Source organism: Novosphingobium sp. (assembly GCF_027531025.1).
GTDB lineage: Bacteria > Pseudomonadota > Alphaproteobacteria > Sphingomonadales > Sphingomonadaceae > Novosphingobium.
Genome location: NZ_JAPZQX010000010.1, coordinates 58,808 through 82,129, shown reverse-complemented (window position 1 = coordinate 82,129; position 23,322 = coordinate 58,808). Strand labels below are relative to the sequence as shown.

At 59.8% G+C, this 23,322-nt stretch carries 18 protein-coding genes; 11 read left to right on the top strand and 7 right to left on the bottom strand.

The features are described 5' to 3' along the window. Positions 1 to 27 precede the first annotated feature (27 nt). From O9281_RS14045 to O9281_RS14035, 3 genes are all read right to left on the bottom strand, one after another. Positions 28 to 321 (bottom strand): SCP2 sterol-binding domain-containing protein, encoded by a 294-nt coding sequence (locus tag O9281_RS14045; RefSeq protein WP_298187090.1) that lies wholly within the window; start codon positions 319 to 321, stop codon positions 28 to 30. Between the two features lie 69 nt (positions 322 to 390). Continuing rightward, positions 391 to 2,019, bottom strand: coding sequence for a sulfatase-like hydrolase/transferase (locus tag O9281_RS14040; protein WP_298187089.1), 1,629 nt, complete (start codon positions 2,017 to 2,019; stop codon positions 391 to 393). A gap of 7 nt (positions 2,020 to 2,026) precedes the next feature. Beyond that, the gene (locus O9281_RS14035) at positions 2,027 to 3,772 is read right to left on the bottom strand and encodes an amidohydrolase family protein (RefSeq protein ID WP_298187357.1); all 1,746 of its coding nucleotides are present in this window, start codon (positions 3,770 to 3,772) and stop codon (positions 2,027 to 2,029) included. A gap of 474 nt (positions 3,773 to 4,246) precedes the next feature. On the opposite strand from O9281_RS14035, the gene O9281_RS14030 reads away from it, so the two are divergent. The 3 genes from O9281_RS14030 (at position 4,247) to O9281_RS14020 (ending at position 7,597) form a co-directional block, all read left to right on the top strand. Continuing rightward, positions 4,247 to 5,605, top strand: coding sequence for a sulfatase-like hydrolase/transferase (locus O9281_RS14030; protein ID WP_298187087.1), 1,359 nt, complete (start codon positions 4,247 to 4,249; stop codon positions 5,603 to 5,605). A gap of 102 nt (positions 5,606 to 5,707) precedes the next feature. Further along, entirely contained in the window at positions 5,708 to 6,946 is a 1,239-nt protein-coding gene (locus tag O9281_RS14025; protein ID WP_298187084.1) for an MBL fold metallo-hydrolase, read from the top strand. Positions 6,947 to 6,952: 6 nt separating this feature from the next. Next, complete coding sequence (locus O9281_RS14020; RefSeq protein WP_298187082.1) at positions 6,953 to 7,597, top strand: 2-hydroxychromene-2-carboxylate isomerase; 645 nt, start codon at positions 6,953 to 6,955, stop codon at positions 7,595 to 7,597. A gap of 37 nt (positions 7,598 to 7,634) precedes the next feature. Here the strand turns inward: O9281_RS14020 and O9281_RS14015 are convergent, their stop codons facing one another. After that, entirely contained in the window at positions 7,635 to 8,585 is a 951-nt protein-coding gene (locus O9281_RS14015; RefSeq protein WP_298187079.1) for a LysR family transcriptional regulator, read from the bottom strand. Positions 8,586 to 8,705: 120 nt separating this feature from the next. Between O9281_RS14015 and O9281_RS14010 the strand changes: the two genes are divergently transcribed. The 7 genes from O9281_RS14010 to O9281_RS13980 all read left to right on the top strand — a co-directional run bounded on the left by O9281_RS14010 (position 8,706) and on the right by O9281_RS13980 (position 19,195). Then, positions 8,706 to 11,246: a TonB-dependent receptor gene (locus O9281_RS14010; RefSeq protein WP_298187077.1), complete on the top strand. Its 2,541-nt coding sequence runs from the start codon at positions 8,706 to 8,708 to the stop codon at positions 11,244 to 11,246. A 187-nt stretch (positions 11,247 to 11,433) separates the two neighbouring features. Next, the gene (locus tag O9281_RS14005) at positions 11,434 to 13,299 is read left to right on the top strand and encodes a DUF3604 domain-containing protein (protein ID WP_298187075.1); all 1,866 of its coding nucleotides are present in this window, start codon (positions 11,434 to 11,436) and stop codon (positions 13,297 to 13,299) included. A 120-nt stretch (positions 13,300 to 13,419) separates the two neighbouring features. Further along, the gene (locus O9281_RS14000; protein ID WP_298187072.1) at positions 13,420 to 15,318 is read left to right on the top strand and encodes a DUF3604 domain-containing protein; all 1,899 of its coding nucleotides are present in this window, start codon (positions 13,420 to 13,422) and stop codon (positions 15,316 to 15,318) included. Next, positions 15,315 to 16,154 (top strand): peptidylprolyl isomerase, encoded by an 840-nt coding sequence (locus tag O9281_RS13995; protein ID WP_298187070.1) that lies wholly within the window; start codon positions 15,315 to 15,317, stop codon positions 16,152 to 16,154. The genes O9281_RS14000 and O9281_RS13995 overlap by 4 nt, the downstream gene beginning before the upstream one ends. Beyond that, positions 16,151 to 17,158 (top strand): HupE/UreJ family protein, encoded by a 1,008-nt coding sequence (locus O9281_RS13990; RefSeq protein ID WP_298187068.1) that lies wholly within the window; start codon positions 16,151 to 16,153, stop codon positions 17,156 to 17,158. The genes O9281_RS13995 and O9281_RS13990 overlap by 4 nt, the downstream gene beginning before the upstream one ends. 28 nt (positions 17,159 to 17,186) lie before the next feature. After that, a complete protein-coding gene (locus O9281_RS13985; protein WP_298187066.1) occupies positions 17,187 to 18,233 on the top strand; it encodes a glutathione S-transferase N-terminal domain-containing protein in 1,047 nt (348 codons plus the stop codon). A gap of 164 nt (positions 18,234 to 18,397) precedes the next feature. After that, entirely contained in the window at positions 18,398 to 19,195 is a 798-nt protein-coding gene (locus tag O9281_RS13980; protein WP_298187063.1) for a formylglycine-generating enzyme family protein, read from the top strand. A 74-nt stretch (positions 19,196 to 19,269) separates the two neighbouring features. Here O9281_RS13980 and O9281_RS13975 read toward each other — a convergent pair whose 3' ends face one another. From O9281_RS13975 to O9281_RS13965, 3 genes are read right to left on the bottom strand one after another with little or no spacing between them, the layout of a single operon-like run. Next, entirely contained in the window at positions 19,270 to 19,602 is a 333-nt protein-coding gene (locus O9281_RS13975) for a hypothetical protein (protein ID WP_298187061.1), read from the bottom strand. A gap of 24 nt (positions 19,603 to 19,626) precedes the next feature. After that, complete coding sequence (locus O9281_RS13970; RefSeq protein WP_298187059.1) at positions 19,627 to 20,433, bottom strand: DUF5681 domain-containing protein; 807 nt, start codon at positions 20,431 to 20,433, stop codon at positions 19,627 to 19,629. Next, complete coding sequence (locus O9281_RS13965; RefSeq protein ID WP_298187057.1) at positions 20,433 to 21,764, bottom strand: DNA methyltransferase; 1,332 nt, start codon at positions 21,762 to 21,764, stop codon at positions 20,433 to 20,435. The genes O9281_RS13970 and O9281_RS13965 overlap by 1 nt, the downstream gene beginning before the upstream one ends. Before the next feature lie 761 nt (positions 21,765 to 22,525). Between O9281_RS13965 and O9281_RS13960 the strand changes: the two genes are divergently transcribed. Further along, a complete protein-coding gene (locus tag O9281_RS13960) occupies positions 22,526 to 23,200 on the top strand; it encodes a response regulator transcription factor (protein WP_298187055.1) in 675 nt (224 codons plus the stop codon). Positions 23,201 to 23,322 lie beyond the last annotated feature (122 nt).

Genomic DNA, 23,322 nt, shown 5'->3' with positions numbered 1-23,322 from the left:
AAGCTGATCCACGCCGAGTCTTCTAGATCAGCCGTCGCCCAGCAGCGGGCCGATCTTTGCGGCAATTCCCATATCGCCCGAGACCTTGAGCTTGCCGGTCATGAACGCCATCATTGGGTTCATTTGGCCTTGGGCCATTTTCACGAAATCATCGATCTTCACGATGATCGTCGTATCGGCTTCAGCATCGTCGTTGGTCACGGTTTTGGCCGGACCGTTGATGAAGACCTTGCCATCATCGCGAAAATCGAACTTCACCTTATAGGGAAAGTCTGCCTTCGCGACCCGCTCGTTCAGGCCCGTTGTGATTTCTTCCAGCATAACTGTCGCACTCCTGTTCGAGGCAAATGGATGTTGGCTGCCGAGTAGCCCTGGCTGCGGATGAAGCCGTCAGTTGCTCCAGTAGATGTATTCTTGACCCTTGCTCCAAGGTGCGTTGAGCGGCACGTCGATGCGAACCGGCGCCTCGATCAGCCCGGGCCAGAGCGGTGGGGGCATCTTCGCGTTCTGGTCCTCGATCATCTTGCGCAAGGCGGCCACCCGCTGGGGCTCGCGGCTTGCAAGATTCACCTGCTCGGTGGGATCCGTGGAGAGGTTGAACAGCCAGACCTTGTCGGGCCGCTTCGAGACTTGCAGCTTCCAGTCGCCCGCGCGAACCACGCGGTAATCGCCCGAGCGCCAGAAAGTGACTTCGCGGCGCGGTCCGGGGCCAAGCAGGTTGACGCTGTCCATTTCGCGGTCGCCTGGCATCTGCGCCCCCGTTGCCGCGGCGATGGTGGCGAACATATCGAGCCCCTGCGCCAAGTCATTGCGTACCGTTCCCGGCGTGATTTGGCCCGGCCAGCGCATCAGCAGCGGAACGTGGATCCCGCCTTCGAAGAACGTCGCCTTGAATCCGCGATAGGGCTTGTTTGAATTGGCGATGCCTGTGTACCAGGCCGCACCGTTATCGCTGGTGAAAATCACCAGTGTGTTCTGGTCGAGCCCGGTATCTTTCAGCTTTTTCAGGATATCCCCGATCCGGCGATCGAGCTGGCGGATCATTGCCCCATAGACGCGTTCGGTATGATCCTTGATCTGCGGAAGCGCATCATAGTCGGCCTTGGTGGCTTGCAATGGTGTGTGCGGGGCATTGTAAGCCAGATACAAGAAGAATGGCCGGTTGCGATTGGCTTCTATGGCGGCCAGCGCATTGTCGGTAAAATAGTCGGTCAGGTGACCCTTTGGCGTGAAGCGCTGATCGTCGTCCCACTGCACGGCATAGGGCAGCATCGTCCAAGTAACCGCGTCACGCGGACGGAAGTCCAGCTTGGCATTGACCGATTGAGGGTCGTCTTCCGGGAGGTAGAGCCCGCCGCCGCCAAGGATGCCAAGGCTTTCGTCAAAGCCTTGCGAGGTCGGGCGCAGTAGGCTGGACTCTCCCAGATGCCACTTGCCGATATGCACGGTGTGATAGCCCCTGGCCCTGAGCACCTCGGGCAACATGATTTCAGAATTGGGAACGCCCTGATCTTTATAGGCCAGCGTGCCTGGAGGCGTCTTGTGAATGATCACCGGGTAGGGCGATGGGTCACCGCCCGCCGCCAGCTTGACAGCCCAGGTCCCGCCAGGAACAGCGGTGAACTCGAACCCGAAGCGGGTTGGATAGCGCCCGGTCATCAACGCCGCGCGCGAGGGCGAGCAGGTGGCATTGGCGGCATAACCGTTGGCGAAGCTGACGCCCTGTTCGGCAATTGAATTGATGTTGGGGGTTGGCACCGCCCCCCCCGCCACACCGCCGCCATAAAGCGAAATGTCGTTCATCCCCAGATCGTCGGCGACAATAAGGATGACGTTCGGCGGCCGCTCGCCCGCAGGCGCGACCGCCGGCCCCTTCGACCAGACTATTTCGCGGTTTTCTGCAATCGGATTGCGCCATCGGTCAATCGCGGCTGCGATATCAAAGACGTGTCTGTAGCCCAGATAGCCTGCTCCGCCGAGCAGGGCCAACGCCAGCAACCATTTTCCCTTGCGTGTCATCGGCCCATCATTCAGCGGCCAATGCGGTCGACGCAACCTGCGGCCCGCGAATGACCACGCCCGGCAACGGGCCTTGCATCGCGCCATCCTTGAAGGTCACTTGGCCAGCCTTGATCGTATAGCAATAGCCATCGGCCTTTTGCAGCAGGCGCTTGCCGCCTGCTGGCAGATCGAAGGCCATCCATGGCTTGCCCAGCTTGAGGGCATCCAGATCGATGACGTTGATATCGGCGAGATAGCCCGACGCGAGAAGGCCGCGATCTTCCATCCCATAAAGCAACGCCGTGTCACGGCACTGGCGCTTGATCGCAAGCTCGAGCGGGATCCGCCCAGCCGCACGATCGCGCACCCAGTGCTGGAGCGCGAAGGTACCTGCAGCGGCATCACAGATCGTGCCGCAATGCGCCCCGCCATCGGAAAGACCGGTGACGGTATCGTCGCGCAGCTGCAGCTCCTTGAGGAAATCCAGGTTGCCGTCCTGGTAATTGATGATCGGGAAATAGATGAAACCGGTGCCTTCATCCTGCATCAGCAGATCATAAGCCAGCGATTCAGGGGTGACCCCGGCTGCAGCGGCACGGGCCATTATCGAATCGGCCTCACCGGGCTCATAGTTGAAGTCCGGATCCATCTCGTAGTGCATGAACCAACCGCCCGCGATCATGTGCAGAAGCATCACGACATCGCTCTCGGGGAAGACGTTCGGTTCGCTGATCATGCGCGCTCTGAAGGCCGGGTCCTTGAGGCGGGCTAGCTGCTGATCCCACGGCAGGCCTTCAATTTCCTTCCAGGCCGGGCGGAAGCGGAAGGGGTGGACAGTGCCCTGCCAGGCCATGATCACCCCGATACCGCGCAAGGCGATCTGGGCAAAGATCCTGGCACCCATGGCGTTCTGCTTTGCCATTTCCTCCAATTGCTCTTCGAGATCGACCTCCTGCCCTGGAGTCTTCACGGCGCTAAAGGTTACGGGCAGTCCGAATTCGCGGCTGACTTCGCCCATCCAGCCAAGCTCGTCCCAATCGCGTCGCATATCGGATGCAAGTTCGAACACTCCGTGGCCGGCCCGGCCCATCGCCCGCCCGATTGCGATCAGTTCTTCCTTGGTCGCACTGGTGCCCGGCACAGGCTCACCCTTGATCGACTTGTGGACTGCGGTCCGCGAGGTGGAAAACCCGAGCGCGCCAGCCCGCAGGCCTTCTTCGACAATCTCAGCCATGCGGACGATGTCCGCCTCAGTCGGGTCTTCGTTCCGGGCCTGGCGCTCGCCCATTACATAGGCGCGAACCGCAGCGTGCGGTACATGCGTCGCAATGTCGATCGTGCGGGGCCTGCGCGCCAGCGCATCCATGTATTCCGGGAAAGTTTCCCAGTCCCAGGTCAGGCCCTCGGTCAATGCGGTTCCCGGAATATCCTCGACGCCCTCCATCAGGCCGATCAGCCAATCATGCTTGTCTGGAGCGGCAGGGGCAAACCCGACGCCGCAATTGCCCATGACAACCGTGGTGACCCCGTGCCAGCTCGATGGGGCCATCTCGCTGTCCCACGTCGCCTGACCGTCGTAGTGCGTATGGACATCGACAAAACCCGGAGTGACGAACTTGCCAGTTGCGTCGATTTCCTCGCGCCCCTTGCCAACCTCGTTGCCAACAGCACTGATCAGTCCAGCGTCAATCGCAACATCGGCGCGGTACGGCGCCTGGCCGCTGCCATCGACTACTGTACCGCCCCTGATTACCAGATCATGCATCTTCATCATCCTCGATTGACGGCGCTCGGCTCGTTGCATCAACATGTGAGAAATGCTCAGGTTTTGAAATTCGCATTCCAATGGACCTGCGGCTCAGCAATCTCTCTGGTTCAATGCATTGTTATAAAGCGATAAACTTCTCGAACGGCGTGACGAACTTGGATCCAATGCCCAGTCGTTCGGCAAGACTCTCAGATTCTCAAGTCAGCGTGCGGACTCAATTTGGGCGTTTGCGTCTCGGCAATAGGCCCTCGACCGGCTTGTCATCAATAGCGACAGCCATTCCATCATAGACTGAATACATGCCCACGGAGAATTTGCTGCTTTGCCCAATCGCCACTTATGTCTGCGATATCGGGCTCTGTCCGCGTCCAGGGTCGACGGGCCCTCCGCGGGTCGTAAGCTATGGAGGAATGCGTGATGCGACAAGCTTGGGCGGCGCTATGCAGGTCTCTGCTGTGCCTCGCGATCGTTGCACCAGTGCCTGTGACGGCCGCGCCTTCGCGCCCGCCCGTTCGCCCGAACATCATCGTCATCCTCGCCGACGACCTGGGTTATGGGGATGTCGGCGCATATGGCGGGCGTGATGTCCAGACGCCCAATATTGACCGCCTGGCAGCAAGCGGCGTGAGGATGACCGATTTTTACGCCAACCAAGCTACCTGCGCGCCCAGCCGCGCCGCGCTGATGCTGGGCAAGTATCAGCAGCGCTTTGGCTTCTTCGGAAACCCCGGCGCCCGTAACCTGGAGAGCTATGGCTTGCCGGGTTCAGAGCGGACCTTGCCGGAACGGCTTAAGGCACGGGGCTATGCAACCGCCATGGTGGGCAAGTGGCACCTTGGTTACACTCCGCCATCTTCGCCCAATGCGCGCGGCTTCGACAGTTTCTTCGGTTTTCTCGAGGGTGCGTTCGCCTATACGGCACACGCGAGTTCGGGCAGCAAGGCGGCGTTGCGAGACGGTAAACCCGCAACCATGCCGGCCCACACCACTGAAGCCTTTACCAAGGAGGCGGTCGACTTCATCGACCAGCACAAGAGCTCGCCGTTCTTCATCTATGCGTCGTACAACGCGGTTCACGCGCCGCTACAGACGACCCAAGCTTATCTGGACAGGGTGAAAGGCATCAAGGATCCCGATCGGCGCACCTATCTGGCCATGCTTCTCGCACTTGACGATGGCGTAGGCGAGATCGTCAAGGCGCTTGAGCGCAACGGCTTGAGGCAAAATACGCTGATCGTGTTCACCAGCGACAACGGCGGTCCGACCTGGCAGACGACCTCGACAAACGGTCCTCTGAATGGCGTCAAGGTAACCACTCTGGAAGGCGGCATCAGGGTGCCGACAATCTTTTCCTGGCCCGGTGTCGTGCCGCAAGGTCGAACCTCGGCAACCGTTGGTATCGGCATGGACATCACTGCAACGGCGTTGCGAGCGGCCAATGCGCCAACTGATGGCCTAGATGGTGTCAACTTGCTTCCCTATTTGCGCGGCAAAAAATCGGGCGATGCGCATCGCCAATTGTTTTGGGAATCGACGATGTTTGGCGCGGTGCGCGAAGGACGATGGAAACTCGTGCGCGCGGAAGGTGACTACTTCCTGTTCGACCTCCATTCCGATCTTGGTGAACGGCGCGATCTTGCCGCTGTTCACCCCCGAAGGGTCGCGCGCATGAAGACCGCGCTCGCGGTCTGGGCGGCGACGATGGCACCGCCAGGAAACTGGATGATGACCCCGCGTCCCGAGAGCAAGGGCAAGTATGCGCAGCTGGTACGCGGTTACGTTGACGGCGCTGCTGTGAACCCCAGACCCCTGCTCTACGGCGGCGGCCCCGAATAGGCAGCCCTCAGCCATTCAATCTGCGCCAGACGACGACCACCCTGATCCACACCGTAGTCGCAACACTCCGAAATTTTTTCCTGCCACCGATAAGGGCCAGAAATGAACAAGCTCAAGTTGCTCGCTTCGACTCTCTTTGCCTGTTTCTGGGCGCAGACCGCAACAGCACAGATGCCGCCAACCTCGCAAATCATGCAGCAGGCTGACACTAATGGCGATGGCGTGGTCAGCAAGGATGAGTGGGTTGCTGCGGGTCGCCCGGCCGACCGCTTTGGGATGGTTGACGTCGACGGGAACGGAAAGATCACGCCGGTCGAAATCGATACCCTGAGGGCTCGTATGGGTCAGGCCGGCGCTAAAAGTCCGGCACCTTCGCCTGCTGCCCCGGTTGCACCCCCTCCTGCTTCCGTAGCAGCAAGCTCTGATGGCATGAAGGTGCTTTTCTGCGGCACCGGCGGTCCTCTACCCAATTCGGGTCGGGCCCAATCGTGCACTGCGATCCTTGCGGGAGGCAAGCTCTACCTGATCGATATTGGGGTCGGAGGTTGGGACAACCTGCGCCGTATGGGGGCACCGACCGCAAACATGAAAGCAATTTTCATCACCCATCTTCACAGCGATCACATCGCTGGTGTGGGTGAAGCGTCCGAGCAAAGTTGGATTAACGGCCGGGCCAGCCCCTTGATCATTGTCGGCCCCGAAGGTGTCGACGGTCTCGCCCAAGGATTTAACCTAGTTTACGAGCGCGATCAGGTATTCCGCAAAGCGCATCATGAACATGGAGAGATCAGATTTCCCCTTGAAGCCGCTCGACTCGGTTCACAAACGGTCACCATTCCAAAGCCCGATGGAACCACGATCGCCTGGAAGGATGGCGATCTGACGGTCACGGCAATCCGTGTCAATCATGAGCCGGTCGATCCCGCATTTGGCTATCGCTTCGACTACAAGGGGCGTTCGATTGTCATCAGCGGCGATACCAAGGCCTGGCCGCCGCTAGCGGTTGCCGCCAAGGATGCCGACCTGCTCATTCACGAAGCGCAAAGCAATCCGATGATGCTGGCGGCCTCGCGGGCGGCCCCCACTTCCAGAGCGTCTGCGCTGCTTGCCGATACTGTAACCTATCACACCGAACCTGCAGACGCCGTCAAGCTTGCGCGCCAGGCCAACGTGCGGATGCTGGTTCTGACCCATCTGACACAGGCGGGTATGCCGGGGTTTCCCGATACATTCATCGCCGGCATCGACCAGGGCGAGAAGCTGGACTGGCGGCTGGCGCAGGATGGCATGACGATAGACCTTCCGGTCGGAACAACTGAGATCAGGATTCAGGAAAGGTAATCGTTCATGACGCTCAGCTTCGAACTCTACTGGTCATTTCGTTCGCCCTATTCGTATCTTGTCACGCCGCGGCTGTTCGCCTTGACCGAACAGTACGCTGTGGATTGCCATGTTCGGCCGGTTTTCCCGCTGGCCATACGGACGCCTGAATTCTTCGATGGCCGCGATCCGCAGTGGTTCCAATACTTCATGATGGATGTGCATCGGGAAGCCGGTTATCTCGGCCTGCCGTTCCGCTGGCCCCAGCCTGATCCGGTTTACCGGGAAAATGGCAACTATCGCGTACCGCAGCCCTACATTCATCGCCTGACCTATCTCGGCGTAGCAGCGGCAGAGCGCGGGCGTGGCCTGCCGTTCCTCAATGAAGTCGGCCACCTGATCTGGAGCGGTGAAGTGGACGGTTGGAATGAAGGGGATCATCTGGCTGAAGCTGCCGCACGGGCAGGCCTGGACCTGGCCGAACTCGACGCTGCTATCGCCGGTAACACGGCGCACTATGCGGCGATCGTGGAAGAAAGCCAGCTGGCGCAGCGCGAGGCTGGTCACTGGGGCGTCCCGCTGATGGTGTTCGATGGCGAACCCTTTTTCGGCCAGGACCGATTTGATCAGATGAAGTGGCGGATGGAAGCCAAGGGTCTGGAACGCCGGTAGACAGCCGAGAACTGCCCTGGAACCTGGCGCATACTAGCTAATCCAAAGTCGCTGCCGCAGCCTTGGCGATATTGATGATTTCGCGGGTCACGGGTGCTTGCCAAACTTCCGGACGCCCCACCAACCAGGCTGCAAACTTCTCGGTGAAGTCATTCGGTACTTCGATCAGCGTATTGTCGGCCAACTGTGACTTGAAGGCAAAAGCCGGGCCAAGCCCGATGACGTCGCTGGCCGTGGCGCAGTCGATGACCGTGATGAAGTCTTCGCAATGGATTGCCGTGGCATTTGCCCGATGCTGCTGCGACAGGCGATTGAGCCATTTGGGGTTGAGGCCAGTCGATGCCATGCGGAAATCAAGCAACCGCTTGCTCATCTGACCCCGCTCCAGTCCGAGAATCGGATGACCCGGTCGAACCACGCAGATCACCCTGGATTCGATCAGCTTCACCTTCATAAGGTCTTCATACGGCAATGCACTGAGGTGATAGACAATGGCGAGATCGAGACTGTTCTCCATCAGGCCGTCAAGAAGCCGTCTTCCGCTCTGCATCTGGATATTGAGGCGCAGGTTTGGAAATTTCGCGCTTATCTCGGCCGGTATGGCTCGTAAGGGATATATGCGTGATGCAGGGGTGAAACCGATCCTCAAAACGCCGCTTTCACCAGCGGCTTGAGATTTGATTTCAGCATCAAGCAGCGATGCAGAGTTAAGCAGAGCCTTGCCCCTGACCACAATCAGGCGGGCCAGCTCGGTTGGTTGAATGCCGACACCCGCGCGTTTGAACAGCTTCACCCCCAGCTGAGCCTCTAGCTTGGCAATGCTCTTGCTCAGCGCCGGCTGGGTCATTCCGAGAAGCGAGGCCGCGTCGGTAATGCTTCCCGTTTCGCATATCTGGATGACCTGATTGATCTGCCTCAGATCGATCAGGTCATCGCTCCAGGTCGGTAACAAAGCATAGCCGTCTATCGATTTGCGGCGCTCTGGCATCACTTTTCAACCTCGGGATTGGCCCATATTCATTCTCAAAGGGCATGATATCATTCCTGAGCTAGAATATACTTTGCCCGCCCGCAACCATAGATTGGCCCCAAAATTTGGGAGGAAAAAATGAACCGGGGCATCACTATCGCAGCGCTTTCAACTTCAGCGCTTTCTTCGCCTACCCCTTGGGGCATTGCCAAGGTCTGTGCCGGAATGGCGATCATGATCGCCGGGCTTTCCAGCGTGCCGGCTCTGGCAGCCGAGGAAGACCAGCAAGCGGCAGCTGGCGAGATCGTCGTCACGGCCACCAAACGCGAAGAAAAGCTTCGCGATGTGCCCGCCTCGGTGACTGTCGTCACTGCCGAGCAACTCGCCGCTGTGGGCCCGGTGACCAACACCGCCGATCTTGTAAGCTCGACCCCGGGCGTTCGCTTTAACAACCTTGCCAACCAGGTACTGAGCGAAGTTTCGATCCGCGGTTCGGGCACCCAGCGCGCGACTGGTGCCGATTCTTCGGTGGGTCTCTACGCCAACGGAGTCTATATCGGCTACAGTGGCTCTGGCGGGCGCAACTTTGCCCCGATTGACTCATTCGACGTAGAGCGCGTCGAGGTCCTGACTGGCCCGCAGAGCGCGCTTTACGGGCGAAATGCCGAATTCGGCGTCATCAACCTGATCTCGGCCAAACCGAAATTTGAAACCAGCGGCGAGGTCGCGAGCACGCACACCATTGAAACGAGCCAAACGATCGGCAGCTTGATCGCGAATTTCAAGGTCAGCGATAGCCTGGCGGTTCGGGTGAGCGCCCAGGGTATCGATCAGAACGGCGGGTTCGCTTACAATCCCACCCGTGACACCTATTACGACGTGACCCAAGGATACATCGTGCGGGGGCAAATCCGCTTCCGTTCGGGGGATCTCGATGTCAACCTTCTGGCCCAGCGGCAGGACATGGATCTTCCTGCGCAATGGTCATCCTACACCTTCGAACCACGCAACACGACAACTGGCTACCCGGGAAACCCGGCTTTCCCGAATGGGTTCTTCCAGGATCCACGCCGCATTCCGGCCAATGGCGATGACAGTGCCGGCCAGATCGTGAATAACCTGCACCTGTCGGCAGATTATGACCTCGGCTGGGCCAATCTGGTTGGCACTGCAAGTTACCGCCAAACAATCGTTACCCAGAATGTGGATGTCGATCGTCTTGATGTCGAAACCTTGATCGCGCAGCAACGGCTTGGGAACCGCGGTTTGTGGCCTTTCCAGCAAACCACATCGCGCCTGGAAACCAAGAGCTATTATATTGATATGCACCTGGCTGGCGCGCCTGCGATGAACGGCAAACTGACTTGGCTTGCCGGCTTCGAATACCTCAGCCAGCCGCAGGAAGCGAACTCGACTGCGACGCAGGATCCTTGTGCCAGTCGGACGGTGCCTGCTCTGGTAATCGGACGTGGAGTATGCGGCGGAACGCCGGTCGCCCCCACTTGCACTCCGCTGCTCGGGGCGACCTGCTTCCCAGTCGCCAGTCCCTATGGTCGGATCAACGACAACCGCAATCGCTACAAGTCGTGGGCGGCCTATGCCTCGCTCAAATACGAGCTGGTTGAAGGACTCAATCTTGGCGGCGAGCTGCGCTATTCGAAGGACACAAAGTCTGCAACCAGCCAGACCCGGCAGCTGTACACCGGCGCGCTCTATCCGTTCCTCAGCGGCGGCACGATTCCGGACAACTCCTACGATTACGATGCCGGTGAGTGGAGCTACTCGGCAACGGCCAGCTACAAGATCCCGGGATCCGAAAGCCTCTTCTACGCGAAGCTAGGGCGTGGTTATCGCGTCGGTGGATTTAACACGGGGGCAAATTCGCCGCCGCTTATCTTGCCGCCCTATCCGCCTGGGGTCGTTGCCGCCTTGACCTATGCCCCTGCAACTCCGTCTTATGGATCAGAGCATAACATGGGCTACGAGTTGGGCTTCAAGGGCGGACTGGGAAGACGGACCTTCTTCTCCGTCGCTGCCTACTGGAACAGGACAACCGATGCGCTGACGAGCGTCAATGACGGATGCGCGTTGACCAATGCCTGCCTCAACACTGTTGTGAACTATGTCGTCAACGCCGGCACGGTGAAAGGCTGGGGCCTCGAAGGCCAAGTGTCGGGCGTCTACAACCTGGCAGGTGGCAAGTTCAGCTTCAACACGTCGGTTTCCCACCAACGCGCCCGCTTCAGTTTCGTGCCGACGACCGGTCCAAATGGGGAGAGACTGAACGGCTTGCCGATCGTCGATACCGAGATCGCTCAAAATCCCAGCTGGCTGGTTGACGCAACCGCCAATTACAAGCGCGAGATCGTCCAGGGGCTCGATGGCTTCATCAACCTCCATTACCATGGGCAATGGGGCGGCCGACAGGATGTAACTGTCTCGGTGGTACCAGCATTTCCGATGGACAATTTCGAAACTCTCGATCTACGGGCCGGCATTCAGTTTGAGGGCCTGGAGATCGCGTTCGTCGGTCGTAATCTGACCAACGAAACCCACCGACTGGCGCAGTTCTCGGCCAACGGGACCAATACTGTGACTGGCCAGCAAGTCGCGGTGTTGTCCCAACAAAGGCTGAGCTTGCCGAGGACTTACGGGATCGAACTCAAATTCCGTTGGTGATGTGATCTGAGCTCACTCCTGCTGCCGGTGGCTCACTTTGCCATTCAAGCCACCGGCAGACTTTTCAAACGACACTTTGTGTCCAGAAGCGCCTGGCAATTCGGGTGAATGGTGATCGGCGGGCTTCATGAAAATGTCTCGATCACGAGTATCCTCGCTGCGCGCTGGTTTGCTGGCTGCGGGCATCATGGCATCGGTGCTTGGTGGTTGCGATCAAGCTCGGAACTGGATGAAGCCAAAGCCCAACGAACAGGACGTTCAGCTCACCGATGTGCCCGAGCGCGTCTTCTGGGGCGACACTCATCTCCACACGGCCAACTCGGCTGACGCCTTCGGTTACGGCAATCGCCTCATGCCCGAGGATGCACTTCGTTTCGCACGGGGGGAAAAGGTCAAGTCGACCACGGGTATCGAGGCACAGCTTGCCCGCCCTCTCGATTTCCTGGTGATCAGCGACCATTCGGCTGGTCTGGGCGGGCTCAATGAGCTTTACGATGCGCCGCGCTTTTTGATCCGCGATCCGACCATGCGGCGCTGGCACGATCTGATGCATGAGGGTCCGCAAGGTTCGCTCAAGGCAATGGGCGAGCTGATCCGGGCTAGGCTGGCCAACAAATTACCCGCGCAGATGAGTGATCCGGACCCGGAGAAGTCGGCAGAACGGCTGCGTTCGGTCTGGGATGACCACATTTCCACGGTCGAGCGGTACAATGAACCGGGCAAGTTCACCGCGTTTCTGGGCTTTGAATATACGCTTATGAACGGTGGGAACAATCTGCACCGCAACGTGATCTTCCGCGATGGTTCCGACCGGGTGAAGACTGTGGTGCCCCTGGAAGAGGCGAATTACACCTCGCCGGAAGCACTGTGGGATTACATGGATGCTTACGAGAAGGCGACGGGCGGTCGCGTACTGGCCATCCCGCACAACGGCAATCTATCCAACGGGTTGATGTGGGAAATGATTGCACCCGGCGGCGGGCCGATGAGCGCGGCCTATGCGCGTCGCCGGGCAACGCGCGAGCCAGTCGTCGAGATTACGCAGATCAAGGGCGATAGCGAAGCTCACCCGTTCCTGTCACCGAACGATGAATTCGCCGGTTATGGCACGGAAGGCTGGGACTTGAACAATGTGCTCAATTCGCAGCCGACCAAGCCGGGCGACTATGCCGGCAGCTATGTGCGCGAAGCGCTTAAACGCGGTCTAGCGATCGAGCAGCGTGTCGGGGCTAATCCCTACAAGTTCGGCGTGATTGGTTCGACAGATTCACACACTTCGCTCGCAACCGCCGACGAAAACAACTTTTTCGGCAAGAGCCCAGTGGTGGAACCAAGCGCCCATCGGGCTACGGATGCGTTCGTGCCAGGCTTGGACAAGGTCAGGATGAACTGGCAGTCGCTTGCTTCGGGCTATGCGGCGGTCTGGGCTCGCGGCAACACTCGCGCCGCCATCTTCGATGCCATCATGAAGAAGGAAGTCTACGCAACCACAGGGCCGCGCATGACCGTAAGGGTCTTTGGCGGTTGGGATTTCACTGAAAGCGACCTCAAAGGTGACTGGGTCCATGCTGGCTACAAGCGCGGCGTACCGATGGGCGGTACTCTTTTAGACGCAATGCCCAATGCCCGCCCGCGCTTCATCATCTCCGCTCTAAAGGATTCAAGGGGAGCAAACCTTGACCGGGTGCAGGTGGTAAAGGGTTGGGTCGACAAGGCCGGACGGACTCAGGAAAAGGTCTTCGATGTCGTCTGGTCGGACATGGCAAAGCGCCAGCCGGTGAGTGGCAAGGTGCCGGCAGTGGGTGATACAGTCGATCTTGCTCGGGCGAGTTACCGCAACACGATCGGCGCCCCGACGCTGACCACCGTCTGGACCGATCCAGACTTCGATCGATCCTTGCGCGCTTTCTATTACGTGCGGGTCCTGGAAATCCCGACGCCAACCTGGGTGGCTTACGACGCCGTGAAGTATCGGCTGACCCTTCCGCCATCGGTGCGCCTCAAGGGGCAGGAGCGGGCCTACACCTCGCCCATCTGGTATTCGCCGTCATGACGATCGACACGAACACAGTGCTGGCGAATCTCAAGACCAAGGGCTCGCGGAGAAACAGCCATGCCAGCGATGAAAGTTAGGCGCACAAGCACGATTGCTTGCTTGGGGGGCGCGGCCACCTTGACTGCCGCTTTCCTGATCAATGCATCCAATGGCCAGCAATCTGGTGGACTGATCGCTGCCGCGCGTGCAGCGCCCTCGAGCAGCGCCACAGGCGGCGCTGGCAGCGGCACGCGTCTGCCAGGTCATAATGTGGACCGGAACGCCTATTTCGGTGATCTTCACGTTCATACTTACCTGTCGTTCGACGCGTACATATTCAATGTCCGCGCGACACCTAACGACGCTTACCGCTTCGCCAAGGGCGAGAGCATCGGCCATGCCAGCGGGTTCGATGTCAGGCTTCAGGGAGGTCCGCTCGATTTCACCGCGGTGACCGACCACGCCGAATATCTGGGTGCATGGAAGGAAGGCAACGACCCAAACAGCCCCTTGTCAAAACTCCCGATGATGCAGGGGATGTACTCGCGCGACTTCGGGGAGATCCTCAGAGCCTACAACCGTTTCATTGCAGCTCGTCGTTCGAACACGATCCCCCCAGAATTGGCCGACCCGGCCATTACTTCACGGGCATGGCGCGAAGTTCAGGATGCGGCAGCGCTGCACAACAGTCCTGGCCGTTTCACGACCCTGCTCGGCTATGAATATACCGGGTCGGGCCCGGCCGGGCAGAACCTCCATCGCAATGTGATCTTCGGTGGCGCGAGGGTTCCGGCGCTGCCGTTCAGCACCCTTCAATCGGGTGACCCAGAAAGTCTTTGGCATGCCATGGATGAGTGGCGCGCCAAGGGGATGGATGCGCTGGCGATCCCGCACAATTCGAATGGCTCGGATGGCCTCATGTTCGACTCGGTCAGGAGAAACGGTGCGCCGGTCGATCGCGCCTATGCCGAACTGCGTGCACGGAACGAGCCGCTTGTCGAGATCACCCAGATAAAGGGAACCTCCGAGACCCATCCATCACTCTCTCCCAACGATGAATGGGCCAACTTCGAAATCATGGAACGATACATCGGCACCAGTGTGCCGATCACCAGATTTGCCGGCGGCTATGTGCGTCAGGCCCTGCGCGATGGAATCATCTATCGTGAGAAGCTGGGCGTGAACCCGTTCAAACTGGGTTTCATCGGCTCGTCCGACACGCATAACGGTGCCCCGGGGAGCGTCGAGGAGCCGAATTACTTCTCCAAGACCGGGCTTCCGGACGGCGAACCGATCAGGCGCGGCTCGGTTCCTCCCGGTGGTGCCAAGATCTGGCCTGCCGATACGCCGGATAATAGAAATGCCGAGAGACCCTATCAGGCTTGGGGGGCGTCGGGCCTCGCCGGGGTGTGGGCCGAAGAAAATTCCCGCGACGCAATTTTCGCCGCGCTGCGCCGGAAAGAGACCTTTGCAACCTCGGGTCCGCGCATCAAGGTTCGCTTCTTTGCTGGATACACTTTTTCGCAGGACTTGCTGAACCGCCCCGACACGGTGCGACAAGCCTATGCCCACGGTATCCCCATGGGGGGCGACTTGTTGGCTTCAAAGGGCCGAGCACCTCAGTTTCTGGTATGGGCCCAACGCGATCCGCGGGCCGGATATCTTCAACGGGCCCAGATCGTGAAAGGCTGGATCGAAGACGGCCAGGCGAAGGAAAAGGTGTTTGATGTGTCCTGTTCGGACGGCCTCAAGGTTGGCGCGAACGGACGCTGCCCGGATAATGGCGCCACAGTAAACCTCAAGACCTGCGAGCCCGACCGGACGAAGGGGGATGTCGAGCTTCGGACCCTATGGCGCGATCCCGAGTTCAACCCTCGCCAGCGCGCCTTCTATTATGTCCGTATCCTCGAAAACCCGTCCTGCCGCTGGTCGACTTGGGATGCCATTCGCAATGGCACACCGCCAAATCCCAAGCTCCTGCCCACCGTCATGGAACGCGCCTGGTCTTCCCCCATCTGGTATGAACCAAGCAGGTGATCAGGTTTTCCAATCTGCGCCGCTCGCCCTTCCTGCGTGAGCCGTTGGTTCATTTCTTGCTGTTTGGAGCCTTGCTGTTTGGGGCGATAACGCTTGCCAGTCAGGCTCGCCAGCCTGTGGTCACGATCGACGCCCAGGACATCGAACAACTCGCAAAGTATTGGGAGCTCCAGAACCAACGCGCTCCGACCCGCGTAGAACTCGCAGCACTTATCAACGAGCGGGTCGATGAGGAATTGCTGGCGCGCGAAGCAATTCGCCTAGGCCTGGACAAGGAGGACATGATTGTACGCCGACGGTTGGCGCAAAAGATGGCCTTCACTAGCGAAGATGTTGCCGCGATCCCCGAGCCGGACGAGAGGACCTTGCAGGCTTACTTCGAACAGCATCGTGAGGGCTATGCCATCGCCAGCCGGGTGGCAGTGCAGCATGTCTTCTTTAGCCGCGATCGCCTGGGTGAGCCCCCCCAGGCGGCATCGACTTTGGCCTTGCGCAGGCTCAAGGCGGGTCAGACCGTACTAGGCGACCCCTCGCTCTTGCCGCTCGCATACGCCGATATCACAACTGCAGATCTGGCTAGGGACTATGGCGAGGAATTCGCCGAAGCTGTCGACAAGGCACCGTTGGGGCAATGGGTTGGCCCGGTCATCTCGGCTTTTGGCGTTCACTTGATCCGAGTGGAGCGTCGCATGCCTTCGGAGATCCGGCCGTTCGCTGATGTGAGATCGCAGGTCAAAGCCGCCTGGCTTGCCGAACGCAGAGAGGACGAAAACCGCAAGTTTCGCTTGGCCCTGCGCAAGCGGTACAAGGTAGAGATAGCGGGCCTGCCGCAATGATGCGCTTTGCCTTGCGATGGCTTGCCCTGTTTCTTGCCATTGGCGCATTTGCGCATGGGGCCGCAGCCCACGAAGTTCGACCTGCCCTGGTTCAGATTAGAGAGGTTGGCGCTCGCGACTATGACGTTGTTTGGAAGCGTCCTGTCGTTGGCGATATGGCGCTCCGCCTGAAACCGCACCTCTCTGGAGGCGCGCTGGATAAACCTCCCACCTTTGAGCAGGTCGCGCCAGGCTACGTGACGCGCATCTGGCAAGTGCGCGGCTCAGCGGCGCTGGAAGGTCAGACGCTCGAGGTAGAAGGCCTATCGGATACCGTAACCGACGTGGTTGTCAGGGTGTCCTTCAGGGATGGGCGAACCTTCGACCAGGTTCTCAAGCCAACTAAACAGCAGATGACCATTTCCAGAGCGCGGTCTGCCGGGATGGCCGTGCCGGCATACCTATTGCTTGGCATTGAACACATCCTGATCGGCTTTGATCACCTGCTGTTCGTTCTTGGTCTTACGCTTCTGATTGGCTTCAATTGGAAGCTGGTCAAGGCGATCACCGGCTTCACCGCAGCCCACAGCATTACATTGGCCCTAGCCGCACTGGGCTACGTTCACTTTCCGTCAGACGCGATCGAAGCTCTGGTCGCGCTCAGTATCCTGTTTGTCGCTGTCGAGCTGCTGCCAGCACGCCGCAGGGCGAACGGAGTGACGCAGCGTCGACCTTGGCTCGTCGCGCTTGTCTTCGGCTTGCTGCACGGCTTGGCCTTCGCGGGCGCCCTTGCCGAGATTGGCCTGCCTCCCGAAGCAGAGTTGCCAGCATTGCTGATGTTCAATGCAGGGGTTGAGATCGGCCAGTTGCTGTTTATCGGTGCCCTCCTGGCAGTCGTATCGGTGACAAGTCACCTTACCGAAGGCACAGTTTACAAGTCTCGCTGGGCAGCACTCGCGCCCGCCTATTTTATCGGCACATTATCGTCTTACTGGCTGATCGAGCGGACACTTGCGGCGATCTGATGGCTATCGGCAAAAAAGGATGCAAGACATGGAACCGAGCCTAACCAATCCTGTTGCCCTGAGCGGCAGTGTTGCCTCGCCTTACACACGCAAGATGCTTAGTGTTCTGCGGTACCGCAGAATTCCCTACCGCTTCATCCAGTCGTCACGCAATGTGTCGGGTTTGCCTCAGCCCAAGGTCAGCTTGCTGCCTACTTTCTATTTCCCCGACCAAGCGGGCGAACTCGTGGCGGTTACCGACTCTACACCAATCATCCGGCAACTTGAAACCATGGTGCCTGGTCGATCGGTCCGTCCCGCCAGTCCGGCCCTTGCCCTGATCGACTCAATTCTCGAGGATTTTGGTGACGAATGGCTGACCAAGGCGATGTTCCATTATCGCTGGCATTTTGAGGCGGATAGCCGCCATGCTGCGAAGTTTCTGGCTGCCTTGCAGCAAAACTGGCCCGATGACGGCGAATTTCTCCGAGCAGCGGAGATGGCATCGGCCCGCCAGATTCCACGGCTGCAATATGTTGGTTCAAACGAGAAAACCTGGGCCGTCATCGAAGCGAGCTACGTGCGCTTTCTGGACGCTATGGAAAACCATCTGCGCACCCATCAATTTCTGATGGGTGCAAGGCCAGGAGCAAGCGACTTTGGAATTTTCGGTCAACTTACCCAGCTCGCAACGGTTGATCCCACGTCAATGGCGATCGTGAACGGACGTGCTCCGCGGGTCTATGCTTGGACTTGGGCGATGGAAGATCGAAGCGGCCTCGAACCGATCGACTCCGACTGGCTTGATCCCGCGCACGTGCCATTGACGATCAAGGCTCTGCTAACCGAGGTTGCACGCGTTTACGCACCGCTGTTAATCGCGAATGAGGCAGCAGTGAAAGCTGGGCAGGAAGAGGTAAGGGCCCAAATCGACGACCAAATTTGGGTTCAGAGAACTTTTCCTTACCAAGCCAAATGCCTTGGGTGGCTGCGAAGCGAATATGCTGCGCTGAGCGGCGCCGACAGGAAGCTTGTTGACGCCGCGCTTGCAGGGACCGGCTTGGAAGCCATCTTTGTGGAGCCTCCCCAGAGGTGACTTTGATGCAAATTCCGCCTTGCAGCCGATACGATCGCTCAAGATCATCATTGTTCGCCGCGGTCCTTGTTGTGCTTCCAGTTCTGGCGGGATGTTCGGTCACGGACGAAGGCAAACCGCCGCAGCAGCAATCGCCCGTTTGCCTGCCACCCGCTCCGCCAAACTTGCAGCAGATCCAGGGCGGCACCTTTGTCATGGGTGAGGACCCGCACTATCCCGAGGAAGGCCCGCCGCAGCGCGTTTCCGTTGACGATTTCCGAATTGGAACCACCGAAGTTACAAACGCCCAGTTTGCGCGATTTGTTGCGGCCACCGGCTACGTCACCATGGCCGAACGCAAGCCGCCGGTGCTGCCTGGAGCTCCGCCGGAGATGCTCAAGCCGGGTTCAGCAGTTTTTAGGGTGCCGACCCCGGACAATCCCAGCTGGTGGGCCTGGGTGCCCGGCGCGCAATGGCGGCATCCGACGGGTCCGGGCAGCACGATCGAGGGCCGCGACAATGATCCGGTGGTTCAGGTCGCGTACGACGATGCACAAGCCTATGCCAGGTGGGCAGGTCTAAGCTTGCCGACCGAGGAACAGTGGGAGTATGCGGCCCGTGCCGGCAGTGCCAATCTGCCAGAGCCCATTGACCAGGCCGGAAAGCCGCAAGCTAATTATTATCAGGGCGTATTCCCTATCAAGAACACTGGCGCAGACGGATACATGTCTCGCGCGCCAGTCGGCTGCTTCGCGCCCAATGCCTTCGGCCTTTACGACATGATCGGCAATGTCTGGGAGTGGACGACAACCGCCGGAAGCCGTCCCGATGCCAGCGAACCTGTGGGGGTCATTAAGGGCGGCTCGTTCCTCTGCGCCGCCAACTATTGCGCCCGGTATCGCCCCGCTGCCCGCCAGTTTCAGGAGCGTGGCCTCGGGACTGATCACATTGGGTTCCGTGTTATGGATGCAGGCAAAGGATAGGCACCCTCCGGTGCAGTCAGTTTAATGCGACCCGGTCTCGACAGAGCAAGCGGGTCCCGCTGCGCTGCTGTGCCTCAAGCAACGAGAGACTGCCACTCAGCCAGGGCAGCGGAGCGATGCAGTTTGAAGGTCCGCCGGTCAATGAGGTGACGGTCGGAAGCAAAGTGGTTGTGGAGCGAGGCGTGGACTGAGGCGAACTTCTGCAGGGATTTCATCTGCCGGAACCTCAGCATTGCCCGCTCGCGTCGCCGGAAGGGGAGGCGACTTTTCTCAACGCCGTACTTAGCCCAGCGACCAATCTTCTGCTTGGCGCGGTTACCGAGCTCGCCCATCTCAGCGCGATGAGAGCGTAGGCCATCAGAAGCGATGGCTTCGACGCGCCCGAGTCGCTTCAGCGCCTTCTTCATCAAGGCGGGAGGAGCCTAAACTTCCTATTCAACATAGTCGGATCTCATGACCTTGTTGCGCCTGATTTCATCCAGCGCTTTTCCTTCGCGCGATGCGCCTCGCGCATATGAGCGGTCCTGCAACTTCGCCTTGTATCGCGGCCCGACGATGTCATTAATGATGTCGAACATCCGCTGCTCGTAATGCCATTCCTCTAACCAGCGAGCTTTACGGGATGCATCGCGTGTTCTGCGATATCTTGAAGCATAGTCGCTGACGAGCTCCTGCGCTTCTGAGCGACGAGCAAGGGCATGATCGAGGCGCTGCTTTTGCTCCTTGGTGCTGGGTCCAAGAATCTTAACATCGCCCGTATTCGGATCGAGGATTACATCGTCGGGATGCGGCACTGGTTGGGGTTCAGGCAGCCCCAACCGACGACAGCGCTCAATCTCCTCGTCCCACTTGTGCTTGTAGTCGAACATCGTGCTGAAGAGCTCGAACTTGGTCGCATGATGATCGGCTTCCATCTTTGTGACCATCTCAGCCAAGGTCTTCTGGACGAATCGATTACCCTTCATGGCGGCAACTCCCATCGCCCGGAAGACGGCCTGGATCGCGGGTAGCTCCATGACCTGGTCGCCCTCACGAATGGTGACGGTACGGTAGGCCTCCCTGCGCAGAAATTCCTCAGCCGCCTTGCGCCCAAAGCCGGTGTCGACCTCGGCGGGCTTTGGCTTCTTGCGCTTTGGACGGCCATTGGGGTTGCCCGACCTGCCCTTCTGGAACTTGTGTTCGGCTGGCGGCTTACCGTAGCCGACCTGGTAAGGAACCGGGAGCTGCTCGTCGCTCATCAGGCCGCCTCCCCCGCGATGGTGAGACCAAGACGCTGCTCAGCGACATCCTCGAAGCAGTCTTTGGTGACAGCAAGCGTCGCACGCTTGCCGGTCAGCTTTTCCCAGCGGCGGATGATAGTGTCGCAGTAGAGCGGATCGTACTCGATGAGCCGCGCCGAGCGCCCGGTCTTCTCGGCCGCGATCAGGGTCGACCCCGAGCCGCCGAAGCAGTCCAGCACCACCTCGCCGCGGCGCGAGCAGTCGCGGATGGCATCCGCAATCAGCGAGACCGGCTTGACCGTGGGATGCATCGCCAGCTCTTCGCTGCGCGAACCGCTGATGCTGCTGATCCCGGCATAGTCCCAGACATTGGTCCGGTAGCGGCCGGTCTGACCAAGACCGAAGCTGTTGGTATGCTCGGCTGTGCCTTGCTTGAAGACGAAGATCAGCTCGTGCTTGGAGCGATAAAAAGCGCCCATCCCGCCATTGGTCTTGTTCCAGACGACCAGGTTCTTGAGCTCGGTGAAGACTGCGCTGCCGGCACAGAGCAGCTCACCCATGTGGCGCCAGTCCATGCAGACGAAGGCAATGGCACCGTCGCGCATCACCGAGGCGGCATTGCCGAGCGTATCGCGCAGGAACTGGGTAAACTGGCTCTCGCTCATCTCGCCCGAAGCGAAAGCAAACTCGCGGTGCTTGACCGAGCCCAGCCCGCAGACGTTACCGTCGATCTTCACGTTATAGGGCGGATCGCTGAAGACGAGATCGGCCTTCTCGCCCGCCATCAAGGCTTCGAAGTCGATCGCGCTGCGCGAATCGCCGCACAGCAGCTTGTGCCGGCCCAGCAGCCAGAGATCGCCCTGCCGTGAGACTGGAGTCCCGGTCGCCAGCTCCACTTCATCCTCCGGCGCCTCGATCTTGTCCGGATCGGCCTCGCTTGCCTCGTCGAGCACCAGGTCGATCTCCGCCAGGCTGAACCCGGTGAGTTCGACATCGAACTCCAGGTCAACCAGGGCCTGCAGCTCGATCGCAAGGATCTCCTTGTCCCACCCGGCGTTCAGCGCGAGCTTGTTGTCCGCCAGCACGTAGGCCCGGCGTTCGACTGGGCTCAGGTGCGAGAGCGCAATCGTTGGGACCTGGTTCCAGCCGATCAGCTTGGCTGCCTCGACCCGGCCATGGCCGGCAATGATCTCGCCCTCGTCCGAGACGAGGACCGGGTTGGTGAACCCGAACCGCTCGATCGACCGGGCGATCTGCTTGATCTGTTTCTTGGAGTGGGTGCGCGCGTTACGCGCGTATGGCCGAAGCGCAGAGATGTCGCGTTCGACCACCTGGTAGGTGGTGCTCATCTTCGTGTTCCTTCCGTCAGCTGTCACAGCGATGGGGAACTCTCGCTTAGCAAAAAGCTTCTGATTTGTCTAGATCAAACCGGGAACAAACTGTCCCCAGACTGTGCCGGGCTGGATGTATTTTCGGCCGCAGCGCTCGGCGAAGCAGGCTGGCGGCGTGTTACACCCGCCCATGCGACTTCACTGCTCGGCGCCGCTGAATTCGCTGCTCGGGCCAGGAGAATTCCCTGTTCGCCGCCGCCGAATTCCCTGTTCTGCGCTTAGGGAATTCGTACGCGGAGTGGCGGAAATCCGCGCGAAACGCGCCGAATGGACGGCTCGGGCGCTTCGAAAAATTGATAATTTCCCTGTTAATTCCCTGCTAACAGGGAATTCCGGCCCTTGAGCGTGGCTCCCTTCGCACTGCGTCGCGCACCAATCAGTCTTTCGAGGTAATAGATTTTCGCCTGCGGGCCTTTAGCTCCGTCGCGCGCAAGGCAATCGCTGACCGACTGCGTCATCCCGCATTTCATTCGGGCCATGACCTTCAAACCGGATGCTCTGGCCCGATCTGCCAGCATCGCACCCCGCAGGATCCGTCGTAAAGGTGGTCAGCCGGCGCCAGGCTGGTTGCAGCGGCCGGCCTGGCATGCGGCTTCGCAGTCAAGGCGCCGCACCAACAAGCGTGGCCTGAATCGCACCTTTTTTGAGTTTGTCGCCGAATCGTCACGCATGCGTCACATGGGGCGGTTAGCCGTTGGCCATGAATACGGGGCATGGTCATGCGGAAAATCGATATTCTGGTTACGAGTGAGATCGAGGGCGGCCTCGCACCCTTCGAGCATGGTGAATTGCAGCTGGTCTTTCACAAGCTGAACCGGCTGAGCGAGTTACCGCTGCTGGAGGGATCGACCTGGGCCTTTGTCGACTGGATGCTGCCCGACACATCCGGGCTTGAAATCTGCCGCCAGATCCGCTGCGCGCCGCAGACGGCTCCCGCTCATATCACGATCGTGCTCGACGAAGACGATGCCGAGGCCAAGCGCCGCGCCCTGCGCGCCGGGGCTGATGATTACATGATCGCGCCGATCACCCGATCGATGCTGCTTGACCGGGTGATGTCAGTGGCCGGCAACCTCTACGATGCCGGGGCGATCCGCGCGGTCAGCCTGGGCGAACTGGCGGTCGATCTGGCGGCGTTCCGGGCCAGCTGGCGCGGCAAACCGATCCCGATGATGCCCAACGAGTTTCGCCTGCTGCGCTTCTTTGCCGAGCACCCCGGCCGGGTCTTTACCCGCGCCCAGCTGATCGCGGCGCTGGGCAAGCAGGAACCGCCGGTCGATGAACGCACGGTCGATGTCTGGATCGGTCGCCTGCGCCGGGCCTTGCGCGCGGCCGGGGCAGGCGACCTGCTGCGGACGGTGCGTTCGCTGGGCTATGTCTTCGACCGGCCCTGAACGCGCCGCGACCTTACGAACCCGTCCTCCCTGAAGGAACTTGACCCGGCCAGGCCATCAGGGCCCGGCCGGGTCATTTTTCGCGAGGACCAGACGGCGGGGCAGCGAACCGAGGCCGCCCC

Coding starts and splice junctions, on each gene's coding strand:
- O9281_RS14045 (WP_298187090.1), bottom strand. CDS start 321: ATGCTGGAAGAAATCACAACGGGCCTGAACGAGCGGGTCGCGAAGGCA.
- O9281_RS14040 (WP_298187089.1), bottom strand. CDS start 2,019: ATGACACGCAAGGGAAAATGGTTGCTGGCGTTGGCCCTGCTCGGCGGA.
- O9281_RS14035 (WP_298187357.1), bottom strand. CDS start 3,772: ATGAAGATGCATGATCTGGTAATCAGGGGCGGTACAGTAGTCGATGGC.
- O9281_RS14025 (WP_298187084.1), top strand. CDS start 5,708: ATGAACAAGCTCAAGTTGCTCGCTTCGACTCTCTTTGCCTGTTTCTGG.
- O9281_RS14020 (WP_298187082.1), top strand. CDS start 6,953: ATGACGCTCAGCTTCGAACTCTACTGGTCATTTCGTTCGCCCTATTCG.
- O9281_RS14015 (WP_298187079.1), bottom strand. CDS start 8,585: ATGCCAGAGCGCCGCAAATCGATAGACGGCTATGCTTTGTTACCGACC.
- O9281_RS14010 (WP_298187077.1), top strand. CDS start 8,706: ATGAACCGGGGCATCACTATCGCAGCGCTTTCAACTTCAGCGCTTTCT.
- O9281_RS14005 (WP_298187075.1), top strand. CDS start 11,434: ATGGCATCGGTGCTTGGTGGTTGCGATCAAGCTCGGAACTGGATGAAG.
- O9281_RS13990 (WP_298187068.1), top strand. CDS start 16,151: ATGATGCGCTTTGCCTTGCGATGGCTTGCCCTGTTTCTTGCCATTGGC.
- O9281_RS13985 (WP_298187066.1), top strand. CDS start 17,187: ATGGAACCGAGCCTAACCAATCCTGTTGCCCTGAGCGGCAGTGTTGCC.
- O9281_RS13975 (WP_298187061.1), bottom strand. CDS start 19,602: ATGAAGAAGGCGCTGAAGCGACTCGGGCGCGTCGAAGCCATCGCTTCT.
- O9281_RS13970 (WP_298187059.1), bottom strand. CDS start 20,433: ATGAGCGACGAGCAGCTCCCGGTTCCTTACCAGGTCGGCTACGGTAAG.
- O9281_RS13965 (WP_298187057.1), bottom strand. CDS start 21,764: ATGAGCACCACCTACCAGGTGGTCGAACGCGACATCTCTGCGCTTCGG.
- O9281_RS13960 (WP_298187055.1), top strand. CDS start 22,526: ATGCGGAAAATCGATATTCTGGTTACGAGTGAGATCGAGGGCGGCCTC.